This is a genomic window from Tindallia texcoconensis (assembly GCF_055383815.1).
This window is the reverse complement of the sequence record NZ_AP042431.1, coordinates 2,330,901-2,353,086: the sequence shown is the minus strand read 5'-3', so window position 1 is coordinate 2,353,086 and position 22,186 is coordinate 2,330,901. Positions and strand designations below refer to the sequence as shown.

The window sequence follows — 22,186 nt, the reverse complement described above, 5'->3', positions numbered from 1 at the left end:
AGAAAATTCAATGATTGTTACACAAATTGTTTTGCCTTTGTTATTTTATCCTGCAAGGGGTATAATGAATAAACGAAATCTACACTATAAAGGGGGGTTACCAATGAAGTTATGGCCCTTTCTAAAGCCCTATGGCTGGCATTTTTTTGCCATCGGATTTTTGCTCCTATTGATTGCATTTTTAACAACCTTGCCTCCTTGGATTATGCAGTATGCTATTGATCACGTCCTTCCATCAGGAAGCTCCACATGGCTTATCTGGTTAGCTTTAGCCATGGTACTACTCTCCTTGTTAGAAGGATTGGTAAGTTTTACTCAACAGGTATTCAGTGAACTACTTAGCCAGAAAGTAATTCACAACCTACGCAACCAGCTTTTTCATCACTTAAATCAATTATCCTTTTCTTTTTATGACAAAGCCCGTGTTGGTGACCTAATGGCTCGCATCGTCTCGGATACGGATACATTAAATCGTTTCATTGGGTTTGGATTGATGAAAGTAATCACCAATAGTCTCGTCCTCCTTTGGATTCTGCTCACTTTATTCTATTGGAACCCCTACATGGGTCTGCTTTTTTTGGTTTTAATTCCGCCTATGATTCACGCCATGTGGACATATGCCAGGAAAGTTAGACCAGCTTACAAAGAAATTCGAAAACAGACAGGAACTCTCACTTCACGTGTGCAAGAAAACCTGGCTGGCATCGAAGTAACCAAACTCTTTGGAAATGAAGAGTGGCAACAACTTCAATTCTCTGGAGAAAATACTTGTCTTTTAAATGAAACCCTTGAAGCCAACCGCATAACTGGCTTTTGGATGCCTTATGCAGAGACTCTGCTTGGTTTTTTTACAGGACTAGTGCTGCTGGCAGGCGGATGGTTAGTTGCTTACAATCATATGACCCCTGGGACCTTAGTGGCATTTCTTGCTTATGTAAATATGTTAAGACGACCCATTCGTCAAACGGGGTTTCTTCTCAACCTTTTTAGTCAAGGTGATGCAGCAGCCAGCAGAATTATGGATATTTTGAATCAAAGTACTTCTCTCAAAGATGAGCCAGGTGCTGTCCCTTTCCAAAAGCTAAAAAAATCCATTGTCATGAAAGATATATCTTTTTCTTATGATCAAGAAACTGTTTTACATCGTATTAATCTCCAAATCCACTTAGGTGAAACCACTGCAATAATAGGACCTTCAGGTGCTGGTAAAACAACGCTCCTTCAGCTATTGCTTCGATTTTACCAGCCCAATACCGGCCAAGTGCTGGTTGACGATGATCCAGTCACCTGCTATACCTTGGCAAGCTTACGAGAAAAAATTGGATTTGTCATGCAGCATCCTTTTTTATTCGATGGCAGCCTTGAGGAAAACATCTCTATTGGATCACCTAAAGCTTCTTTCTCTGCCTTACAAGAAGCTACTAAAGCCGCTGGGTTAGACTCGTTTATCCAATCCCTTCCTTCAGGCTATCAAACGCCTGTCGGCGAAAGAGGTGTCCGTCTTTCTGGTGGCCAGGCTCAGCGATTAGCCTTAGCCCGTGTCTTACTCAAAAAACCAGAAATACTCGTTTTAGATGAGCCTACTTCCAGCGTAGATACTCTCACAGACAATACCATCATGAATGAAATTTCACGTATCATGAAAGGAAAAACAACCATCATTATTGCACATCGCCTTTCAACACTTCAAAAAACAAATCGGGTAGTGTTCTTGAAGGAAGGCCTTATAAAAGCCCAGGGTACTCACACAGAACTGATGCACTCTAGCGAAGATTACAGGAAATTTGTGGAACTTAGCATCTTGTAGGATCTTTAATCAGAAAGGAAGGAAATACATGCGAGGTAGTTTTTTTAACAAGTCTACGCATAGGAATGAACATAAATTTCATATCCGCTATTTACGCAAAGAAAATATCCATTTCTTTTTTAGTGCTGTCAGCAAGTACCGAAAAGAACTGCTACTTGCCGCATTATTTACATTTCTTCATAGCTTTACGGTGCTCATCCCTCCTTATTTAACACAACGGGTGGTGGATGATTATATCTTACCCGGTAACCCAGAAGGAATGATCTTTTTAATGAGCGTGTTTTTCACCTTGTATGGAGCCTCTTGGTACTTTGCTTATCAACAACGTATTTGGAGCCAAGCCGCTGGTCAAAGAGCTGTCTTTACCATTCGTAATGAACTTCACAAAAAAATTGTTTCTCTGCCCTTACGCTTTCACGAATACCATAAAAAAGGGACTCTCTCCTCTTTATTAATGAACGATGTATCCTCCATATCAAAAGCGATTACAGAAGGTATCATTGGCTTAATGAGTGACCTCTTAATCCTTTTGGGAATCACCTTAATGATGTATCGAATGCAGCCACAGTTAACCATGCTTTTACTGGCTACCCTACCTTTAATTCTAATTACCATGGCTTTACTAGGACGTCGCATAAGAGAAGCCTTCACTGAAGTACGAGAAAAAACCGCCGATTTAAACGCTCAGGTAGAAGAAAACTTTTCTGGAATTCGAGTCATCCAGTCCCTTGGCATACAAGAAAAGAGTGAGGAATATTTTGATCAAATAAGCCAAAAAAGCGTTCACGCTAATGTAAAGGCTATGGTCCTACTAGCTTTGTTTTTCCCCATTATGTCTCTAACCACAGGCTTTGGTAATGCCATTCTTTTATGGTACGGCGGCATTCAAGTTCAAACCAGCGGAATTACACTAGGGATTTTCGTTGCTTTTCTAGCCTATATTCGCAAATTCTACATGCCCATGAGAAATCTTAGTGATTTATACAACATTTATCTTTCTGCATTCGCTTCTTTGCATCGAATTGTGGATGTAATGTCTATTGAAAGCGAAGAAGCTCGACTTCTCAAGCTTAACCCCGAATCAGTACAATTGAATTCTAATTTATTTCAGTTCCAAATAACGTTTAAGCACTTATATTTTTCCTATGATACTGAACCTGTACTAAAGGGGCTCCATTTAGACATCAAAAAAGGAGAGCGAATTGGTATTGTTGGTGAAAGCGGCACTGGTAAATCCTCTCTCATAAGACTTCTTACGGCTTTGGATAATCCGCTACAAGGAGAAATACTATTGGATGATCAAAGGATTTCGACTATTCCACTTTCATTCCTTCGAAAAAAAATTGCGGTGGTTCCCCAGACCACTTTTCTTTTTTCCGATACTATTGCCAACAACATTAGACAAGGTAACCCCAAAGCAAGTTTATGCCAAGTCCAGCAAGCCTCAAAAAAAGCGAAGGCTCATGATATGATCATGAGGCTTCCAAATCAATATGAAACTATTTTAGGAGAAGGTGGCGTTGGTCTATCTGGTGGCCAGCGTCAGTTAATTTCTTTTGCTAGAGCTTTATTAAAAGAACCTGAAGTTCTTATTTTAGATGAAGCTACTTCTAGCATGGATATTTTTCTTGAAGATCTGCTACTTCAATCAATAGATGACATCATCGGCAGCAAAACTGCTATCATCATTTCTCACCGAATCCGTACAATCCAAAACTTGGACCGAATTTGCATTCTTAGAAATGGACAAATAGAAGCTTGTGGGACTCACGCTGAATTACTGAACCACCATGATTACTACAAAACTTTAGTAACTGCTGGACAAAACAAAGTTTCTTAGGTTCTTGTTTCAGGGAAACCATAGGAGACCATGAATTGATCTGGCTCTTCCTGTATTTCCTCTAACTTAAATCCTACACCCCCTATCTCCAACAACAGTTTTTGTTTTTTTATTTCTGTGTTTTTTAGCACTAGGACATCGCCAAAGGATAAGGACTCTTGCCGACAAATCCCTTTTGCTAATAGGAATCGTAGTTTTCCACCATATACGCCAGTCCGAAGCCTAAGATCTTTTATATACAAACCAGCAAACATGACGCTGCTTAAACTCGGATAGTTAAAAGGAGATACGGTGCACAACACATAACCGTAGCCATAGTTTTCAATCATTTTCATGGTGTGAACAAGCATTTTCTTTTGAAGGGCATTCCCTCGGTAATCTGGTCTGACCATGGTGGCTTCTAAGATTGCTACCTTCTCCAGATCCCTCTTTTCTGTTAAACCAATTTCTCTGCCCATATTGCCTTGAGTATCCCCTGGAAAACTTACAGTTCTAACTGCAATAAGCTGGTTTTCAACAAAGACTCCAAGAGAAAACCCTTTTCCTTCCACCAACATAACCTCTTGAAAAGATTCGATAGGATCTGGCACAAATTTTTGCGGATCATCCTGAGCCTCATATACCACCTTCTGCAAGTCAAATATTTCCTGTGCTCTGCCGGGATCCAATCTCACCATTTGATAAGGTTTTTCCGTTATCTCTTCTGCCGTATGGTGATACAGAAGCCCGGTTTCAATTATCTGCAAGTCTATCACCCTCCATCCATAATCAATTCGCAACAAAATTTTTCCATAAGACACCATCTATTATTCTGTATGATTATTTTCATATACCTTCTTAGAAGCTTCTGTAATCTGTATAAGTGCATCAAATCTAAGTTTTTTATCCAGTATATACGAAATCTTTTCTCCTTCAGAGGCACCTGATAGAAAATATTTCGGAGTAAGTTGATTCAACACTGTCGCCACAATATCTTCTTCACAGAACTCGCAATCACAAATCTTATCTTTATTTTTATATTCGGCCAGCACTTCTCGAACTAAAGTTTCCGTGTAGTTTTGCAACATATTACTCACACTCCTCTTTGTTTTCATCTATCAATGCCTCTTGCAGCCTTACGACTTTTCCCTTTGACTCCACCTATATATACCGATAAAACACATATACCCCTAAACCCATTACAAGAGTTAAGACAATTGCTAACAATACAGAAAAAGCCGTCACAAGAATCCTCCCCATCGATTTAAGTCTAATGATTATGATTATTCTTATTATACCTCTTCCTTAGTGGCTATACCATTAAAAATAATAAAATTAAACAACCGGCAATGAAGCATTGCCTCATTAACCGGTTGTTTAAAATAACATAATTAATTTATTGATTTTCTTTCACATTACAAGGTAAAGGGGATAATAATATCTGGATCTACTACGCGGAATGTAAAGGATTCTGCTGCAAATAAAGTGACGGTATGAGCATCATGACTTTCATACCCAATCGAAAAGTCTCCACCAACAAGCATTTCCAGATCTTCATGATCTTGAGGCACCAACAAAGCACCTTCTAAGACACTGCTGTAAACTACAGATCCTCCAATCAATTTTTCGATTCGCTTGATTAATGGATATCCTTGTGTTCCTTTATTCACACGTTTCCATCCTTCTTTTCCAACTACCAATGTAAAGGGGCCATCTTGATAGGCTTCTTTCATTTTTAGCACCGCTAGAGAAAGAGCTTCCAATATTGCTTCCCCATCAGCTCCAAATGAAATGGCATCTTGACCAGCACTTTCTACCAGTCCCTTAATACCGCCTTTTGCATACCCATTATAAACAGCATTTTCTTCGAAAATTGCTATTTTCTCCATAGCTTCTTCCAATGCATCTAATTTAATATCTCTGGCTCCACGGGTTAAATTATCCATTTCCCAACGTTCTAGCTTAAAGGAAATACGAGTTTCCACTAGGGGCTTTACTTCATATTTTCCTGTATGAACTTGATTTTCTTCTTTGTCTAACAAAGACAATCTTCCTTCTGGAATAACCGTGTAATCCCAACCTTTAGGACCTTCTACCTTCACTACTTTTCTGGCTGAAAGATGTGTTTTTAGCACATCTACTGCGGTTTCATCAATTTCATCCCATGCTTCTTGTGTTAAAGGTGCTAATTCTCGTTTTAAAATATCCATTGTTGTCCTCCTTTTCGTTTATAAATCCGCATCTATTTCAGATCACCGATCTTTAATCCGCCTTTACCACCAATTCCTGCATCCTTGCCTTCTACGGATTCTTCTGCTTCTAAAATATTGGTATCTGTAAACAGATACGTTTTCAATTCTTCATCCCATGCATCCATGTTTCTGCGCAACCATTCCAAGGTCATGCAAGCATGCTCAATTTCTTCATCTCTATTATGGGCAAGAATTTCTTTAAGTGTAGGGTCTTGAGTGGCCGCTACCCGTTGATTATACCAGTCTACTGCTTCCACTTCTTCTTTCAGACTATTCAGGGCCCTGGAAATATTCCTGGCTTTTTCATCTAATAACTCCATTGGTTCGTGATAATTTGACATTCAATTCGCCTCCTCATTGTAATGTATCTTCCTCTACTGTCTTTTATGGAACAAATCCGCACATAGGCAATATACCCTATCGTTTTGATTTTTAAACCATATAATCATTATTGACCACTGTTTTTATATCATTATACCCTTTCTACGACAAGCCATCTCCACCCTATACCAACGCTGGGATGTATATCATGTTTTTCTTCATTCCTTTGCCGAAGAGGCTATTTTCCCTTGTTTAAATCCGGATATTTTGGCTATACATACTAATGATGACTATACTGTTAGTTCTTTACATTTAAAGGAGGATGATTTATGAAAAGTTTTGGAGAATTTTTACAGTCTGGAGACTGGAAAGGCGAAAAACACGTTCCAATTATTCATGCATCAGAAAGAGTAGAAAGCGGCGAAGCTGTTGAGGTTAAAATAACCCTTGGAGATGCCATTGGACATCCCAATACTTTAGAGCACCACATCAAATGGTTCAAACTCTTTTTCCATGGAGAGGGAGATAAATTCCCTGTTGAGCTAGCCAATTTCACCTTTGATGCCCACGGTGAATTAGATAATATCACCGACTATGTGGGAACAACACAGGTTAAGCTCGCTAAATCCGGAACCCTATATGCTATAAGTTACTGTAATATCCATGGTGTCTGGGAGAACAGCAAAGAAGTTGTTGTAGAATAATAAAGACAAAGAAAAGCCCTGTTTTATTAAAAACAGGGCTTTTCTTTGTCTTCTCGTCACCTCATCCTGAATATGGTATACTAAACTAAGGGTTTAAAATTTATAGTCTTCATGGAGGTGGCATTGTGTTTTTTGAATCGCTTTTTAAAGCCCTAGGAGAAAGAACGCGAATTCGGATTGTTAAGCTCTTATCCATCAAACCGATGTATGTATGTGAGTTGGAATCAATTCTTCAAATTAGCCAACCCAGAATATCCCAGCACTTAAAAATTTTAAAACAAGCTGACTTATTAAAAGCCCATAAAGAAGGACAGCGAACCATCTATTCTTTGAATCAACCTGTGTTTGATGAAGTTTGCAGTGGTTTTCAACAATTTTTAAGACAGCCTCTAGAAGAACTTCCAGAATTTCAGGAAGAAATTAAGCGTATTCAAGAAATTTCCAAAGATCCCTCCATCGCTATATGTAAAAATCCAGATTGTGCAAGGATCCTAAACCATTCCGACCAATAGAAAAAGCTCCCAATTTGGGAGCTTTTTCTATTTTGCACAATCGCATTTAATATTGCCTGCCACAATCTCTTGCCAATCCCCTAGTACATCATGAGTCCAGCAATCATCAGCTCCAGCTGCTTCGCGCATTACCAGAGCAAATATATAGGACAGTTCTTCTACCGTAGCACCTGCTTCAAGCCCTTCTTTAAAATGCTTCAAGACACAAGGCTTCGATCTCGCCTTAATTGACAATGCAAAGCAAATAAACTGATATGTTTTTTCATCAATCATCCTTTTTTCTTTATACAGCTCATCTATCTCATCCAATTTTTGTGTAAACTCAGGAAAAAACTCTGCTAACATTCTCATTTCATTGCCTCCTTTAATCCCTCTTCTAAAGACTTTTAAAAGAAATTCCCGTACACTAGCCCACTAACAGTGGCCATAATCATCACCAATCCAACAAATACCAATGTCTTTTTCGTTCCAATAATACTTCTTATCACCAACATATTAGGAAGAGATAATGCTGGACCTGCCAGTAATAGCGCTAAGGCTGGCCCACTTCCCATCCCTGCACCTATAAGCCCTTCTAAGATAGGAACTTCTGTCAATGTTGCAAAATACATAAAAGCACCTGCCACAGACGCAAATAAGTTGGCCCCCAAGGAGTTTCCTCCTACTAATCCAGCAACCCACTCTTCTGGAATTAATCCAGATTCTCCAGGCCTTCCTAGCAATAATCCTGCTACCAGAACCCCTATAAACAAAAGTGGCATTATTTTCTTTGCAAATCCCCAGGTTTCGTCAAACCATTCTTTTCGTTGCTCATTATTAAACCAACGAATAGACATGTATAAGACAGCCATCAGAAAAATTCCTGACATGGTCCATTTAATCCCATGCATCAATCCCCATATGCCACCAGGTTCTGAAGGCTCTACCCAATTAGCAAACACAAGAAAACCGATCATAGAAAAGAAAAATAATGCTGTTTTCCATAAAGGCCGATCTTCTTCCATTTCTTCCTCTTGAAACATATCTTCTTCATTATTGTTTCTGTCTTCTTCTTTTCTAAAAATGAAGTGCATCAGAGCACCTATTACAACACTAAAAACGATGGCACCAATCATCCTAGCAATCCCAAGGTGAATTCCAAGGACACGAGCCGTAATGGTAATGGCTAGTACATTTATAGCTGGTCCAGAATACAAAAATGCAATAGCGGGTCCTAAACCTGCCCCCTTCATATAGATCCCTGCAAATAGCGGAAGGACTGTACAAGAACAAACAGCCAGAATAACACCAGATACCGAGGCTACAGAATAAGAAACCCACTTCTTAGCCTTTGCTCCAAAATACTTAATTACTGAATCCTGTGAAACAAATACACTCATGGCTCCAGCAATAAAAAACGCAGGGATCAAACAAAGGATTACATGTTCCCTAGCATAGTAGTTTAAGAGTGCAAAAGCTTCCAATATAGCTCCTTGCAAGACTGGATTTTCTGCTGGCATAAAATATACCACCAGAAAAGCACCTAAAATCGCTAAAAATTTATTGCGCTCGCTCATTCTAAGGACCTCCAAGTATTAACACTATTTTGATAAATGTTTTTGTATTTCCTCCGAGGATAGCACCTTCCCTGAGGAAACAGCTTTTCCATTAATAACCAGTCCTGGAGTTTTTAAAACTCCATAAGAGGCGATTGCCTTAAAGTCTGTTACCTTCTCAAAACTCGCCTCCATTCCCAACTCCTTAACAGCCTCTTTTGCATTGGATTCTAAGGTTTCACATTTTTTGCATCCAGTTCCTAAAATTTTAATTTCCATGGTAATCCTCCTTTTAGATTCATAATAATTTCCTTATGCTTAAACCATAACAACTAACTTATGATTTGTCAAGCCAACTCACAGAACTCTTTCTGCCCTTTCGACTGTTGACTATTTTGGCTTCGGAAACCAATGTTTGGTACTATTGGCAATTCTCACTAATGCAAGCATCACTGGCACCTCCACTAAGACACCTACAACCGTTGCAAGTGTAGCCCCTGAGTTCAATCCAAACAAAGTAATTGCAACAGCAACAGCAAGTTCAAAAAAGTTGCTAGCCCCAATCATCGATGCAGGAGAGGCTATATTGTGAGGTAATTTCCACGCTTTTGACCATCCATAGGCGAGTGAAAAAATAAAGAAAGTTTGTATCGTTAGTGGAATCGCGATTAAGAGAACATGCAGTGGGTTTCCAAGAATTACTTCTCCTTGGAATGTGAAAATAATAATCAGTGTTAGCAACAGTCCAACAATGGTAACATTGTCAAATTTTTTAAGAAAAACACTTTCAAAGTACTGTAATCCTCTATTTTTAATAATACGCTCTCTTGATAGGTACCCGGCAACCAAAGGAATGACAATAAACAAGACCACGGATAAAAACAAGGTATCATAAGGCACCGTCACATTACTAATTCCTAAAAGAAATGCAACAATTGGTGTGAAGGCTATTAAAAGAATTAGATTATTCACCGCAACTTGTACCAACGTATACGCTGGATCTCCTTTTGTTAAATGACTCCAAACAAAAACCATAGCCGTGCATGGCGCTGCACCTAAAAGGACTGCACCTGCTAAGTATTGATTGGCAAGTTCTGGTGGAATGATGGCACTAAAGACTATTTTAAAGAAGAAAGCGGAAATCAGATACATGGAAAACGGCTTTATCAGCCAATTGATCACACATGTAAGAATAAGGCCTTTTGGTTTTTTTGTTGCTGCCACAATACTCTTAAAGTCAATTTTTAGCATCATTGGATAAATCATCAACCAAATCAATATGGCTACTGGAATAGATACTTGTGCATATTCAAACTGACTCAAAATTTCCGGAACTATGGGAAAAAACTGACCAATGCTCACCCCAATTATAATACATATGGTTACCCAAATTGTTAGGTATCTCTCAAAAAATCCAATCCCTTCTTTTACCTCTACTGTTTTTTCATTATTCACGGTACGCACCTCCACTTGTGTTTTTATAATCACATTGTATTATATCTATATGTTAAGCTGAAAATAAGCTATTGTCAATAGAAGTTCTGCTCTTGATCATTTCTATGACAATAGTCCTTCCCTATATTTCCTCTTTTTGAATTCGGTGGATAAGTTCCTCTACTTTTTCTTTAATTATGTTTCTAGTCTTACGAAACCCCTCGATAGGGCCTCCTGAAGGATCTTCCAGCCCCCAATCTTCCTGATGCTGATTAGGCCAATAAGGGCATGTTACTCCACATCCCATGGTTATCAGTATATCCACTTGTTCATGGATATCCGTCAATAGCTTTGGGTAATGGTTTTTCATATCAATCCCTTCCTCTTCCATTACCTGAAGTGCTCCTGGCTTCACCTCTGGATATTCCTGGGTCCCTGCCGAGTACGCTTCCATAATATCTCCTCCTAGATGCTTTGCCCAAGCTTCTGCCATTTGGGATCGACAAGAATTATGAACGCAAACAAAGGCCACTTTTTTCTTCATGCTTTACACTCCTTTCCTTTTGGATTATTTTTAATAAATAAACCCTATCACCCTATCTAATAAAAATCAACCGTATTTCTGTAAAGATTTTGTACTGCATAGGTGCTTACCGCCCTTGTTTTCTCAGATACTCTAAAATCACAGCAGCTTCTGGCGGACAACCTGGTATATACTCTTTAAAGGAGGACGTGCAATCTCCAATTCCTAGTCCCGAAAACCTCATCCCCTTATAGACTTGCCCAATTTTAAGATTTTCTACTAATAATGTCAGTTTCCCTTCCTCTTCTAATCGTTTTAGGGCATATAACAAGGTAGCGTAGCAGGCAGAACACGCATCACCGGAATCAATAAAATCATCAAGTACCATTGCAGATCCTCTCAACTCTGCCGGTTCTATTATGCGGCTAGCTTTACCAAATTCCACTATTTCTGCATCTTCCAATGAACTCCTTCCAATGCCAAGTTTTTCTGCCAGTTCAATATATTTGATCTCTTCTTTTTTCCACCCCATAGTTTGAGCGGCCCAAGTATCCACCAACACTGGATCTTTCCCTATTAAAATCCGATCCATAGGGACTGGCGATCCACCACCTTCAAAGGTCAAATCACCATTTAGTGCATCCACAAGAATTAAATCTGGTCGAAGAATACTATTCACAGCTGCAATGGGTTCATGAAGTCCCAATCTATGATATCTTCTTTTTTCAGCATCTGGTATGCATCCTTTCATATTCTTTAGTGCACAAGTGATTCTCGTCTGACAATGTCCCTTCATTACTGGCATATTAATAAAATAATCTACTTCTAAAGGGCTTTTACACACCTTCAAGTCAAATAAGCTGGTTTTTCTTTGAACGGCTACATCTGTTTTTAAATCCAGAAGATTTACTCCTTTTCGCTGTGCTAAGTCTTGATATCCACATACTCTAAAAGCCTCTCTGGTATCATCGCCTACCCAAGAACCCTCCATAATAGTAATTTTTTTCACCCCTATACCTTGAAGAAATTCAATAACCCCTTCTACAAGCTCTGGGTGGGTAGTAGCTCCTAAAGATGCAGGTTTAGCCTCCACTAAATTGGGTTTTATACCAACATGATACGCTGGTTTAATCTCTGATTGGATTTCAGATGCTTCAAGCAAATATGAAGCCATTTTTTTAGCCTCTGTTCCATGGTGAATATATAATTGGTTCCGCTTCATAATGTTCAACTCCTTGGATCATGAGATAGAAAAAACCTCCCAAAGGAGGCTTTTTCTATCTGTCTACTTAGGTGCATTTAATTTATCAAAGTGTAGATTCATAATATAGCGATGATGCCCCTCGCCATACTCATCCTCATTTTCCCCTACGGTCTCAAAACCTATTTTATCTTTATACAATCGAATAGCAGGCGCATTATCAATGTCGACGGTTAAGCCCATTTTAGTAAACCCTTGGGTCTCTAAGTTTCTAATAATCGCTACTAAAAAATGATATCCTAGGCCTTGACCTTGCAATTCATCTGAAATAGCATAATCGAAAAGATAGCATTTTTGTAAATCTTCCCAATCTCTCATCAATATTGCAATTCCAATAATTTTCTTTTTGCTTTCCTCTCGAAGTACAAAGACATTCCCATGTCTAATTTGTGGAACCAAGCCCCACTCATCCATTCCTAAATCCCCAAAAATATCCAGACCAAAATTAACCATGCGTTTTAGTAGATTAACATTATAGTCCTGTACCAGATACACTTTTAAGTTTCCCAAGTCTCCATCAAGATTTTCAATCACTTTTTTGGGTAGTTTCGACGCTTCTTCTAAATACAAAAAAACCACTCCTTCTGATTGTATATGCGTATTATACACGATCCGACCAACTGATGCAAATACTATAAAACATATTATTCTATTTTCATTTCATGATACCACCCATTTATTTCTGCACCTACCAATGCAACAATACTACTTAAGTAAAGCCACATCAACAAAATAATAATAGCACCTATACTACCATAAGTCACTGTATAATGGCCAAAGTGATTCACATAATAGGCAAAACCAAAGGAAAAAAGAATCCAACAAACAATGGTGAAGATGGTTCCAGGAACCGTTTCTTTATACTGAACCTTCACATTTGGACTAAATTTGTAGAAGGTCGAAAACACTAATCCCATCACGGCTAAGGTAATGGCAATTCTAGAAACTTGCCAAACATCCTTAAAAAACTCTGAGATCCCTATCCACTCAAACACATAGGTGCCAATAATTTCTCCAAAAACAAGGGTTAATAAGGAAAGAACGATCACCAGCGAAAGGGCTATGGTAAATAAGATCGCTAATCCTCGAACCATCCAAAAGGGCCTATTTTCAGAGGATCTATAGGCTTTATTCACACCTTTCATCATTGCTGCAACTCCATTAGAGGCAATAAAAAGCGTTGTAATCATACCAGTAGACATTAAGGTTCCTCTTCTGGCACTAAGCATTCCCTCTACATTAGTAAGAACAAGTTCAAAAGCCTCTTCTGGCATAAATGGTCTCAGCTGTAAAATAACTTCTTCATCCAGGATAGGCGTATAACTGATGACCGTTACCATAAAAATCAAAAACGGAAAAAACGATAGAATCAAATAGTAGGTTGACTGAGCTGCCAATGCGGTTACTTCATTTTCTTGGATTCTTTTTAGAAGCATTTTGGCTTGCTTCATTCGTCTGGATCGAAGTATTTCTTGAATCCCAACCATATGTATCCTCCTATTGTACCCACCTTTCCTTCAAGGATTAATGGTTTTTTCTTAAGTAATTTAATACCCTTTTTAGGGTATTCTACTCGATTCTTTTTTTGATGAAAACAGCTAGTGCTTCTCCTTAAATCCAAGATATTCCCATTTATAAAAGAGCCATCCAGCAAAAAGTTGCTGGATGGCTCTTTTATAATAATTATACCAAGCGGACTATCTCTCAAAATAAAGTTTCAGAAATCTTTGTTCTATTAAATCTGACGACTGCCAGGCTTAACCGGCTTGCTCTCTTTGCATAGCGGACAAACTTCTGAGGGATACGTGTCCACTTGAAGATTCACAAGAGAAACTGGCGATGTTTGGAGTACATGATTTCCTCCACTTCGATCTACTAATACCGCCACGGATTCCACAATTCCTCCTGCCTCTTTCACTAAATCTATCACCTCTTGTACAGAACCGCCTGTCGTGATCACATCTTCCACCACAAGAATACGACTGTCTTTTGGAATTTCAAAGCCTCTCCGTAACGTCATTTTTCCATTTTCTCGTTCGGTAAAAAGAGCTGGCACTCCTAATTGCCGTCCCATTTCATAGGCTACAATAACACCGCCCATGGCTGGGCCAACAACCAAATCATATTCACCCTTCAGTTTTTTGGCCAACTCAGCTACCAGAGCTTCTGTCGACCTAGGATTCTTCAACACTTGGGCACATTGTATATATCGGTTGCTATGTTTACCTGACGTTAGCAAAAAGTGGCCTTCTAGTAGGGCTTCTGACTCTTGAAACACTTTTAGTATTTCTTCCATCGTCATAGGACTTCCTCCATTTCTTTCAATATTATTTCTGCAGATTGAGCAGGATTTTCTGCTTTGGTAATTGGTCTTCCCACCACTAAATGGGTAGCTCCTTTAGTGATAGCCTGCTCCGGATCCATCACTCTCTTTTGATCGTTTTTTTCACTAGATTTTGGCCTAATCCCTGGAGTTACAATTAAAAAGTCACTCCCACACTTATTCTTAATCATTTCTGCTTCTTGAGCAGAAGCCACAACGCCATCAAGACCAGCCGATTGCACCAAATCCGCCCAACTCAATACTTTTTCACTGATTTCACCAGTAAAGCCTATTTCAGTTTGAAACATATGTTGATCTGTACTGGTTAACACCGTTACACCAATTAATTTTGTTGGAGAAGTTCCCCGTTGGGCTGCAGCTTCCATATTTACATCCATGGCTCGTTGCATCATTTCTCTCCCACCACAGGCATGGAGATTGCACATGTCAACCCCTAACCTTGATACACTGCGCACTGCACCTGCCACCGTATTAGGAATATCGTGAAATTTCAAGTCTAGAAATACTTTCTTTTCTTTCTCTTTTAGCATTTCAATCACTTTCTGCCCCTCTGCATAAAACAACTCCATTCCCACTTTGTACCAAGTCACATTATCTCCAATGGTTTCCGTCAGGATTTTCGCTTCTGCTGCTGTACTAACATCTAAAGCTACTATTAAGTGGTCAGATGCACGTAATGGTTTCATTGCTACCTCCTTAAACATGATTTTCCTCTATGTTTACTTTATCCAGCTCATCTGTCTCAGAAAGATGTACCACCACTATTTCATTCCGAGAAGTTGGAACATTTTTACCTACGTAATCAGCTCTGATAGGAAGCTCTCTGTGTCCACGATCTACTAGCACAGCTAACTGAATTTTTTGAGCTCTTCCGCTATCCATCAATGCATCGATAGCAGCTCTTACCGTTCTGCCAGTATAAAGAACATCGTCCACTAATATAATGGTTTTGCCTTCAATGGAAAAATCAAAGTCTGGCGCCTTTAAAAGTGGTCTCTCATGCTTCTTCTCCAGATCATCGCGATAAAATGTAATGTCTAGTTCTCCCAAGGGAATCTCCACCTGCTCAAATTCAAATATTTTATCTCGGAGTCTTCTGGCTAAAGGAACTCCACGAGATTTAATACCTACCAACACCAAGTCTTCTGTTCCTTTATTCTTTTCAATAATTTCATGTGTCATTCTGGTGATGGTTCTTTTGATCTTTTCTTCATCCATTAATTCATTTTTAGGCTGACCTTTCATTTTGCCTCACCTCTTTCATACTATTTATTGTGTTTTTCCACAAAAAATGCTTACCGCGAGATAAGCATTTGCATACTTTTATATTTTTCTTTTGCGATCTCACGGTACCACATTAAAAGAAACTTTTTTTAATCATACGTTATTCATCCATCTATGTCAAGTGGTCAAAACCTTAGATTAAAAGCTATCATTAGGGTTGTTGAGACAGCTCCAGTAACGTATAATCATGTTCGTACAAATCAATATAGAGCATTCTTTGTCTGAGGATTTCTCCTCGATTAATCAGTAATTTAATGACCTCGCTTACTTGAATAGAACCTACTAATGCAGGTGTAAAGGAAGGATTTCCCAAGTCTTTTTCTATTCCCTTATCCTTAGTACTTTCTGGATAAATGCTATTCAATGTCGCATCGCCAGGCAAAATAGTTGTAACCTGGCCATACCAGCCAGCAATCGCCCCATGCACCATGGCAATCTCCATGTCTTCCGCCAATTGTTGCAACATTAGTCGGGTCTTAATCCCATCGGTTGCATCCACAAGCACCTGTACATCTTTCAAGATCCTTCTACCATTTTTTTCATCAATATGCTCTGAAATCCCTAGGATTTCCACATCTGGATTCACTACGTTCATTCGCTTTTTTGCCTCTTCTGCTTTTTTCTCTCCAATATTGCCTTGATGTGATAGTATTTGTCTGTTTAAATTGCTTCGATCAAAAACATCGCCATCAACGGCTATGATTTTTCCAACTCCAACTCTAGCCAACATCTCAATAATACAGCCACCTAAGCCCCCACAACCAATAACAGCCACACATGATTGTTGAATGGTATGGTTCTCTTCTACTGTCAGCATATTCATATTACGAACATATCGTTCATCCAAAGTCATAGACTCCACTCTCTTTCTAGTAAATAAAATATTCTATGTTTTTCATTTAATCTACATACCCTGTTCCATAATCCTAAAACTGATTTCTTTAAAGAACAAAGCTTTTACATCAATGAAGAAAGCAAATTGGTTATATCCTTCGACAAATACGACGTGGCTCCCGGGTATATGGGTGTTGTGGAGTTCGAAATACCCACCAGTAACCTTTTACCAATTTTGATTAGCGATACCTATATTCGCTAGACCAGGTCGGGAACGTTAAGCCTGATTGAGGAGCAATGGTATCATATGGTGGCAGATACTTAGTTTTTTCACCCAGGGACATAGCACCGCTAAGACTCCCTCTTGCAGAAGAGGGAGTCTTAGCGGTGGTTGTCATCGGATAAAAATGAAACCACAAGCGCTATCCATCCGAATAGTATTAGCATAGATAGTTTTCTCTTCAAGATATCCATCACCTCAGCCTCTCAAAAAATCCCCATCTGTGATCCTCACATCTTCTGATTCCAGTTTTTCTCTAAGCTCCTCTAAGTCTCCCGGATTGTCGATGACGCGGAGTGTCTCAAGCTTTTTTAATTCAGTTATTGGAGCCCATTCATTAATCGAGTTGTAGCCTAAGTCAATCTCTCTCAAATCATCCAATTCCCTTAATGCACTGGCATCAGAAATATTATTTCTTGCCAATCCAAGAAGCTCCAGATTATTAAGATTCGCCAACGCATCAATCTCTTCTATTTCGTTATCTCCCAGTTTTAACCTTTCCAGTACGGTCATTTCCTCCAAGGGAGAAAGATCCTTAATCTGATTGCTATCCAGGTACAGTATCTTTAATTTTTGTAATTCAGCTAATGCACCGATGTCACTTATTTCATTTTCTGCATGCTCCGCAGGTGATGCAATTTTTCCGTTTGTAATATACAGTTCTTCAAGGTTGATAAGCGCCTCCAGGGGAGATATGTCGGTAATTTTATTGCGGCACAGCTGCAAACGTGTTAGTTTTGTGAGCTCAGCCAAAGGACTGATATCTTCGATTTGATTGTCGTTTATACGAAGGTCTTCTAGATTGGTGGCATATTCCAGTCCTGTTAAATCTGTAATCTCCTTCATATACAAACGTAAAGATTTGATATTTTTCATATCGGAGTCTGTGATTTTTTCAGGGGATTTGTCTACCTTATTACTGATGGCAGATTCAAGGGCTTCATCCGGAAACTGAACCATTTCTTCCGGTTCACCCTGGAACTCAACTTCCTGATCTTCAGTTTCCTGCTCCTCTGCCTCCTGTTCCACAACTTCCTGTTCGTCATATGCACAACATGACATAAAAGCGACAGCCATAAATAAACCAAGGCACAATAGAAAGATCAACCATTTTTTCCTCAACACGTTATCACCTCTCACATCTCGATGGTTTTGTTTCATCAAATCCATCAAACTGCCCACAGGATAACAAAGTCACTGGCTTTTTTCAAGTTCATAATGGAAGTTCTTTTGGAAATTAGTTGATTTGGTTGAAATAAGCACCACTCCATGTCAGAATTGAGAGGAGATGAAGCTTGCGGCAGAAAGGAGATCGATTCAAAAATGCCTTCGCTTAAACCGATTCAAAGAAGCAGGCTAAGAGTATTCTGTGGAAAGCTGTATTACCGCTTCGTGCGTTATGTAGAATGGTACTTCGACGAGAAAAAATATGCATTAAAAAAAGAATACACTTATTTGCCTCATATTGTTTATCAGCATAAAACACCGCTGTTGAGGAAACTCAGGGGAGTGGATATGTGGCTTCAGTACAATAAGATTAAAAATCTGGAGATTGCAGCAAATGCACTGAATCGTTCAAAGATCAACCCACAGGAGACGTTTTCTTACTGGCGCTTGATTGGAAACACCACGAGAAATAAAGGGTATGTTGATGCAATGATTCTATTTTATGGAAACGTATCAACAGGAATTGGTGGAGGTCTTTGTCAATTATCGAACCTGATTTACTGGATGACCTTGCATTCCCCTTTGACTGTAACGGAAAGGTATCGGCACAGTTATGATGTGTTTCCTGACGCCGACAGAGATCAACCCTTTGGAAGTGGTGCGACCTGCGCCTATAATTATCTTGATTTGCAAATAAAAAACGAGACACATGATCCCTACCAGCTGGTGGTTTATCTGACAGATACGCATCTGGTGGGAGAATGGCGATCGGAAAAACCACCGATGCAAACCTATGAAATCTACGAAAAAGACCACTGGATAACGCATGAGTTTTGGGGTGGTTATGTCAGGCACAACCGCATCTTCAGAAAGATGTTCAATCTGTCTGGAGAACTCATTGATGATGAATATATTACCGAAAATCACGCCATTATGATGTATGAACCGATGCTGGGCAGTCTGGATGATTCAATTCACCGCTAAAGCTTCTTTCGAAACTGCCTCCCTTTTTCCATGGCTTCCGGCAAAATATTCCTCTTGAAGTTGTGATCCTTCTTCTCTGGATGCTGGTTTTCGGGGCCTGGTGTGATCTCTTTGGTGATGGTTGGATTTGATGGAAAAAGCTCGATAAAGCCACCTACTTCACAATCATTACCATAATTGCATGTAAAGCAGGCATATTCTCCCTGGACGGCGATATCATCGGAGTATTCAATTCTTGCATCTTCAAAATACAATTTTGTATCACGCATCATATACCTGCCATCCCCGATCCCATCCACAGCGACAACCATTCCTTTTATGTTTTTCAAAGGAAACACGCTATTGTGCCTCCCTGAAAAACAGACCCGTTCCCAAAATGCTTGTCCTTTTCCGTTCATTCGGTTCCAGTATGTAGGGGCTCCAAAAATAATGGCATCCGCTTCCATCAGTTTATCCATGACCGGTTGGAAATCATCTTTTGAAATACAACTATTTGTTGAAACACAGCCATTACATGCCTCACATGGTCTGATCACTTTCCCGGACAAGGAAACAACTTCATCCTTGATTGCCTCTTCTTCTTTCATTCCATTTAAGATTGCTCTGATCACTGTCTCGGTAACTTTATTTTTTCTCCCTGCACTTAAGCCAATGACTTTTTTTCATAAAAAAGCTCCTTTTACTTGAAAGTTTTTTCGTTTCGGCTCGTCCTTCTTCACACTCTCCGCTTCATTTTTGCACCGTCGAAAGCACTTCTTTATTTTGTCTGCGTTTCATGATATTCCAGTTCCAATATCCGTACAAATCATTAATGAAAAAAACACTAAAACACACGATCATGGGCATATAGGAAATATCCTTTATGCTGGCCAAAGTCCACAAAACAATTAGAATGAGATCGTTGGCTGCATAGCTCAGGGCATAATAGGGGCTTCGTAGCATCATCAGGCTGGAAGCGAGGAAGCTTGTGGAGACGGAAAGGGTACTGAAAACAAGGTTTGTTGTGTCCCAATACCTCAAAATATAATAGGAAGCCACTGTTACAACTACCGTCACCGCTAACAGAATCACCCACCTGTCTTTATTGATACTACTTACTTTCACTTCCTTTTCCGAGTATGGATTTTTCAGCCATGTTACAACTGATAACATGGCAATGGGAGCTGTCATTCCCAGAAAAGTAACCATTTCTCCAAAATACCTGAATTGATAGGAAATGACCGCATAATAAATACTGAAAACGATGATCAGGATCTGTCCCAAGACATCCCCTTTCGCTACAAATATTAGTGAAGTCACACCAATCAATGAAGCAAACAGAGTCAACCAATCCTGATCATTTCCCAGGGTAAACGCGGCAATAACCGTAATCATCGAAAAGAACCATAAGCCTTTTTCAAACTTTGTCAGATTTCGAACCGATTTATTAAGATTCATAATAGCCTCCCAAAAGAATATTTTCTCATACCGATTCGCCTCTTTGATATCTAAATTCTCTTTACCGGCTGATATTTCGCCAGAAAATAAAGGCCCAAAGCCCCCAGTAATAGAAACATCATCCCAAGGCCTCCGAATTTGAAAGACGCATGAAACCTGTCAAAGGCACCAAGGATTGGTGGCAGCAGTGCCAGGGAGAAGGACCAGAACAGGCCGATGAAAGCCATGGCGGTCCCCATCTGGTTTTTGGGAGTTACTTCGCCCACAAAAACCAAAGAGACGGTTTGCAGGGCACCGCTGGAAAAACCTATCAGCATAATAATCAGCACTTGCAAGCCGAAATGACTGGTCACGGGGATCAGGAAAAAGCCTGCCGCTCCCATTAAAATGCTCCATAGAAACATCCATTTAAACGTCATTCTTTCCAGGTAGATGCCACCCAGGAACCCGCCGGGTGCTGAGGAAAGAGCCCGTAGCCCCACCAACAAACCCACCAGCGTGGAGGAAAAACCTATTTGATTTTGCATGTAAATGGGATAAAAGGAGCTGACCAGTGCCCAGGAGGTGGCTCCACAAAATGTGGCAATCCCGGCAAAATACAGCGACTTTTCCCGCACCACCGCCAGCATGGTTTCCAGAAACCCCAGTGATTGACCAAAGGTTTCGTCCTTATCAAGCCGGGGCAAGGTAAAAGTGAAAAGAGCCAGCACCACCGACCCGACCAGCAATACGTAGAAAGATTTTTCCGGACCAATCAGGTCTTTGCTGTAGCCTCCAGCCAGAGGCCCCACAATGCCGGCAACCCCTGTCAATAGGTTAAAAATTCCCATTCGGTAACCCAGGTCTCGGTAGTTCATGGACGCCACATAGGCTTGTGTGGATGGCCAGAATAACGTCCTGGAAATGCCGGAAAAGAATTGGATCAGAACAAAAATAGGAAGGAGAGGTCTGGCAAAAAAGAAGATGATGGACAGCAGAAAGGTGCTACTGCTGATTTTTGCTGCGTTGTGTTCCCCGATGCAGTCTGTATAGGCCCCCAGAGGCAAACGGAATAATACCTCAAAGATAGCGGGCACCGAAACCAGAACGCCGATGAGCATGGGGCTAAATACCAGATGGTCCAGGTATAGGGGGAATAGGAATAAGTACATGGACAACGCCAGATTGTAAAGCACGACCACGCCGTAGATGGATTTAACTCCCATTGATAACACGCCTCCATTTTGTCATCTCTTAATTGGTAATCTATAAACAGGATTGAGCAACCTGTCCTTCAACAGTCTTCACGTTTTTTGGCCTTCAAGCGACGGTTATTCTTTCTTTCTTCGAATATTGCTTAAAACGTTTTTTGCCATCTCTTCGCCGTAGCCTTTCAAATCTTCAACCCGATTCATTAAATCCGTTTTATTGAAGGTAATTCCGTAATTCATATTCAGAAAAACTGCTTCCCCGATGGCATAGGTAAAGGCAAAGGCCACGCCTGCTTTTAAAACCGTTCCTGCTCCGGCAGGAACTTTTCCCAGGAGCTGGGTTGCCAACATCTGGGCTCACTTTGCACCACCAAGCATAATCAGTATTTCAGGGACCAACCTAAATGGGTTTACTTTTCTCCCGCTGATGCTGGCCAGAATAAAGGTCATCCTTAACTCATTTAATGTCATAACGCTAAAGTCCGATGCGGATTCCAA

The 22,186-nt window shown here is 39.9% G+C and carries 27 protein-coding genes; 6 read left to right on the top strand and 21 right to left on the bottom strand.

Going from position 1 to position 22,186, the window contains the following annotated elements; all coding sequences use genetic code 11:
- Positions 1–103 precede the first annotated feature (103 nt).
- Positions 104–1,807, top strand: a complete 1,704-nt coding sequence (locus ACZ47N_RS10610; protein ID WP_464886531.1) for an ABC transporter ATP-binding protein — start codon at positions 104–106, stop codon at positions 1,805–1,807.
- Between the two features lie 28 nt (positions 1,808–1,835).
- Positions 1,836–3,647, top strand: a complete 1,812-nt coding sequence (locus ACZ47N_RS10605; protein WP_464886530.1) for an ABC transporter ATP-binding protein — start codon at positions 1,836–1,838, stop codon at positions 3,645–3,647.
- On the opposite strand, the gene ACZ47N_RS10600 is transcribed toward ACZ47N_RS10605, so the two are convergent.
- The 4 genes from ACZ47N_RS10600 to ACZ47N_RS10585 all read right to left on the bottom strand — a co-directional run bounded on the left by ACZ47N_RS10600 (position 3,644) and on the right by ACZ47N_RS10585 (position 6,219).
- A complete protein-coding gene (locus ACZ47N_RS10600; RefSeq protein WP_464886529.1) occupies positions 3,644–4,393 on the bottom strand; it encodes a hypothetical protein in 750 nt (249 codons plus the stop codon). The genes ACZ47N_RS10605 and ACZ47N_RS10600 overlap by 4 nt on opposite strands.
- A 60-nt stretch (positions 4,394–4,453) precedes the next feature.
- The gene (locus ACZ47N_RS10595) at positions 4,454–4,714 is read right to left on the bottom strand and encodes a late competence development ComFB family protein (protein WP_464886528.1); all 261 of its coding nucleotides are present in this window, start codon (positions 4,712–4,714) and stop codon (positions 4,454–4,456) included.
- Between the two features lie 327 nt (positions 4,715–5,041).
- Complete coding sequence (locus tag ACZ47N_RS10590) at positions 5,042–5,836, bottom strand: family 1 encapsulin nanocompartment shell protein (RefSeq protein WP_464886527.1); 795 nt, start codon at positions 5,834–5,836, stop codon at positions 5,042–5,044.
- A 32-nt stretch (positions 5,837–5,868) separates the two neighbouring features.
- Positions 5,869–6,219, bottom strand: coding sequence for an encapsulin-associated ferritin-like protein (locus ACZ47N_RS10585; protein ID WP_464886526.1), 351 nt, complete (start codon positions 6,217–6,219; stop codon positions 5,869–5,871).
- A 309-nt stretch (positions 6,220–6,528) separates the two neighbouring features.
- On the opposite strand from ACZ47N_RS10585, the gene ACZ47N_RS10580 reads away from it, so the two are divergent.
- Together ACZ47N_RS10580 and ACZ47N_RS10575 are read left to right on the top strand one after the other, a co-directional pair.
- On the top strand, positions 6,529–6,903 hold the full coding sequence (locus tag ACZ47N_RS10580; RefSeq protein ID WP_464886525.1) for a class II SORL domain-containing protein: 375 nt from the start codon (positions 6,529–6,531) through the stop codon (positions 6,901–6,903).
- Between the two features lie 125 nt (positions 6,904–7,028).
- Complete coding sequence (locus tag ACZ47N_RS10575) at positions 7,029–7,415, top strand: ArsR/SmtB family transcription factor (RefSeq protein ID WP_464886524.1); 387 nt, start codon at positions 7,029–7,031, stop codon at positions 7,413–7,415.
- A gap of 27 nt (positions 7,416–7,442) precedes the next feature.
- Here ACZ47N_RS10575 and ACZ47N_RS10570 read toward each other — a convergent pair whose 3' ends face one another.
- From ACZ47N_RS10570 to ACZ47N_RS10515, 12 genes are all read right to left on the bottom strand, one after another.
- A complete protein-coding gene (locus ACZ47N_RS10570) occupies positions 7,443–7,766 on the bottom strand; it encodes a carboxymuconolactone decarboxylase family protein (protein ID WP_464886523.1) in 324 nt (107 codons plus the stop codon).
- Between the two features lie 35 nt (positions 7,767–7,801).
- The gene (locus tag ACZ47N_RS10565; RefSeq protein WP_464886522.1) at positions 7,802–8,971 is read right to left on the bottom strand and encodes a permease; all 1,170 of its coding nucleotides are present in this window, start codon (positions 8,969–8,971) and stop codon (positions 7,802–7,804) included.
- Positions 8,972–8,995: 24 nt separating this feature from the next.
- Complete coding sequence (locus ACZ47N_RS10560) at positions 8,996–9,229, bottom strand: thioredoxin family protein (protein ID WP_464886521.1); 234 nt, start codon at positions 9,227–9,229, stop codon at positions 8,996–8,998.
- Between the two features lie 111 nt (positions 9,230–9,340).
- The gene (arsB, locus tag ACZ47N_RS10555) at positions 9,341–10,405 is read right to left on the bottom strand and encodes an ACR3 family arsenite efflux transporter (RefSeq protein WP_464886520.1); all 1,065 of its coding nucleotides are present in this window, start codon (positions 10,403–10,405) and stop codon (positions 9,341–9,343) included.
- 121 nt (positions 10,406–10,526) lie between these two features.
- Positions 10,527–10,928 carry an arsenate reductase ArsC gene (locus tag ACZ47N_RS10550; RefSeq protein WP_464886519.1) on the bottom strand — a complete coding sequence of 134 codons (402 nt, stop codon included), beginning with the start codon at positions 10,926–10,928 and terminating at the stop codon, positions 10,527–10,529.
- Between the two features lie 106 nt (positions 10,929–11,034).
- Entirely contained in the window at positions 11,035–12,129 is a 1,095-nt protein-coding gene (locus tag ACZ47N_RS10545) for a DUF362 domain-containing protein (protein ID WP_464886518.1), read from the bottom strand.
- Between the two features lie 63 nt (positions 12,130–12,192).
- The gene (locus ACZ47N_RS10540; protein WP_464886517.1) at positions 12,193–12,738 is read right to left on the bottom strand and encodes an N-acetyltransferase family protein; all 546 of its coding nucleotides are present in this window, start codon (positions 12,736–12,738) and stop codon (positions 12,193–12,195) included.
- Between the two features lie 74 nt (positions 12,739–12,812).
- Positions 12,813–13,655 (bottom strand): YihY/virulence factor BrkB family protein, encoded by an 843-nt coding sequence (locus ACZ47N_RS10535; protein WP_464886516.1) that lies wholly within the window; start codon positions 13,653–13,655, stop codon positions 12,813–12,815.
- Between the two features lie 248 nt (positions 13,656–13,903).
- Positions 13,904–14,470 carry an orotate phosphoribosyltransferase gene (gene pyrE, locus ACZ47N_RS10530; protein WP_464886515.1) on the bottom strand — a complete coding sequence of 189 codons (567 nt, stop codon included), beginning with the start codon at positions 14,468–14,470 and terminating at the stop codon, positions 13,904–13,906.
- A complete protein-coding gene (pyrF, locus tag ACZ47N_RS10525; protein WP_464886514.1) occupies positions 14,467–15,198 on the bottom strand; it encodes an orotidine-5'-phosphate decarboxylase in 732 nt (243 codons plus the stop codon). Before pyrF ends, pyrE begins: the two co-directional genes overlap by 4 nt.
- Before the next feature lie 10 nt (positions 15,199–15,208).
- Positions 15,209–15,757, bottom strand: coding sequence for a bifunctional pyr operon transcriptional regulator/uracil phosphoribosyltransferase PyrR (pyrR, locus tag ACZ47N_RS10520; protein ID WP_464886513.1), 549 nt, complete (start codon positions 15,755–15,757; stop codon positions 15,209–15,211).
- A gap of 190 nt (positions 15,758–15,947) precedes the next feature.
- Positions 15,948–16,643 (bottom strand): HesA/MoeB/ThiF family protein, encoded by a 696-nt coding sequence (locus ACZ47N_RS10515; protein WP_464886512.1) that lies wholly within the window; start codon positions 16,641–16,643, stop codon positions 15,948–15,950.
- A 132-nt stretch (positions 16,644–16,775) separates the two neighbouring features.
- Here ACZ47N_RS10515 and ACZ47N_RS10510 point away from each other — a divergent pair, with 132 nt between their 5' ends.
- Positions 16,776–16,892, top strand: coding sequence for an RsiV family protein (locus tag ACZ47N_RS10510; RefSeq protein WP_464886511.1), 117 nt, complete (start codon positions 16,776–16,778; stop codon positions 16,890–16,892).
- A gap of 216 nt (positions 16,893–17,108) precedes the next feature.
- Here ACZ47N_RS10510 and ACZ47N_RS10505 read toward each other — a convergent pair whose 3' ends face one another.
- Entirely contained in the window at positions 17,109–18,032 is a 924-nt protein-coding gene (locus ACZ47N_RS10505) for a leucine-rich repeat domain-containing protein (protein ID WP_464886510.1), read from the bottom strand.
- A 147-nt stretch (positions 18,033–18,179) separates the two neighbouring features.
- Between ACZ47N_RS10505 and ACZ47N_RS10500 the strand changes: the two genes are divergently transcribed.
- On the top strand, positions 18,180–19,061 hold the full coding sequence (locus tag ACZ47N_RS10500; RefSeq protein WP_464886509.1) for a VanW family protein: 882 nt from the start codon (positions 18,180–18,182) through the stop codon (positions 19,059–19,061).
- Here ACZ47N_RS10500 and ACZ47N_RS10495 read toward each other — a convergent pair.
- The 4 genes from ACZ47N_RS10495 to ACZ47N_RS10480 all read right to left on the bottom strand — a co-directional run bounded on the left by ACZ47N_RS10495 (position 19,058) and on the right by ACZ47N_RS10480 (position 22,039).
- The gene (locus ACZ47N_RS10495) at positions 19,058–19,672 is read right to left on the bottom strand and encodes a flavodoxin family protein (RefSeq protein ID WP_464886508.1); all 615 of its coding nucleotides are present in this window, start codon (positions 19,670–19,672) and stop codon (positions 19,058–19,060) included. The genes ACZ47N_RS10500 and ACZ47N_RS10495 overlap by 4 nt on opposite strands.
- A gap of 118 nt (positions 19,673–19,790) precedes the next feature.
- A complete protein-coding gene (pnuC, locus tag ACZ47N_RS10490) occupies positions 19,791–20,498 on the bottom strand; it encodes a nicotinamide riboside transporter PnuC (RefSeq protein WP_464886507.1) in 708 nt (235 codons plus the stop codon).
- Between the two features lie 50 nt (positions 20,499–20,548).
- A complete protein-coding gene (locus tag ACZ47N_RS10485; protein WP_464886506.1) occupies positions 20,549–21,703 on the bottom strand; it encodes an MFS transporter in 1,155 nt (384 codons plus the stop codon).
- A gap of 105 nt (positions 21,704–21,808) precedes the next feature.
- Positions 21,809–22,039: a hypothetical protein gene (locus ACZ47N_RS10480; protein ID WP_464886505.1), complete on the bottom strand. Its 231-nt coding sequence runs from the start codon at positions 22,037–22,039 to the stop codon at positions 21,809–21,811.
- Positions 22,040–22,186: the final 147 nt, after the last annotated feature.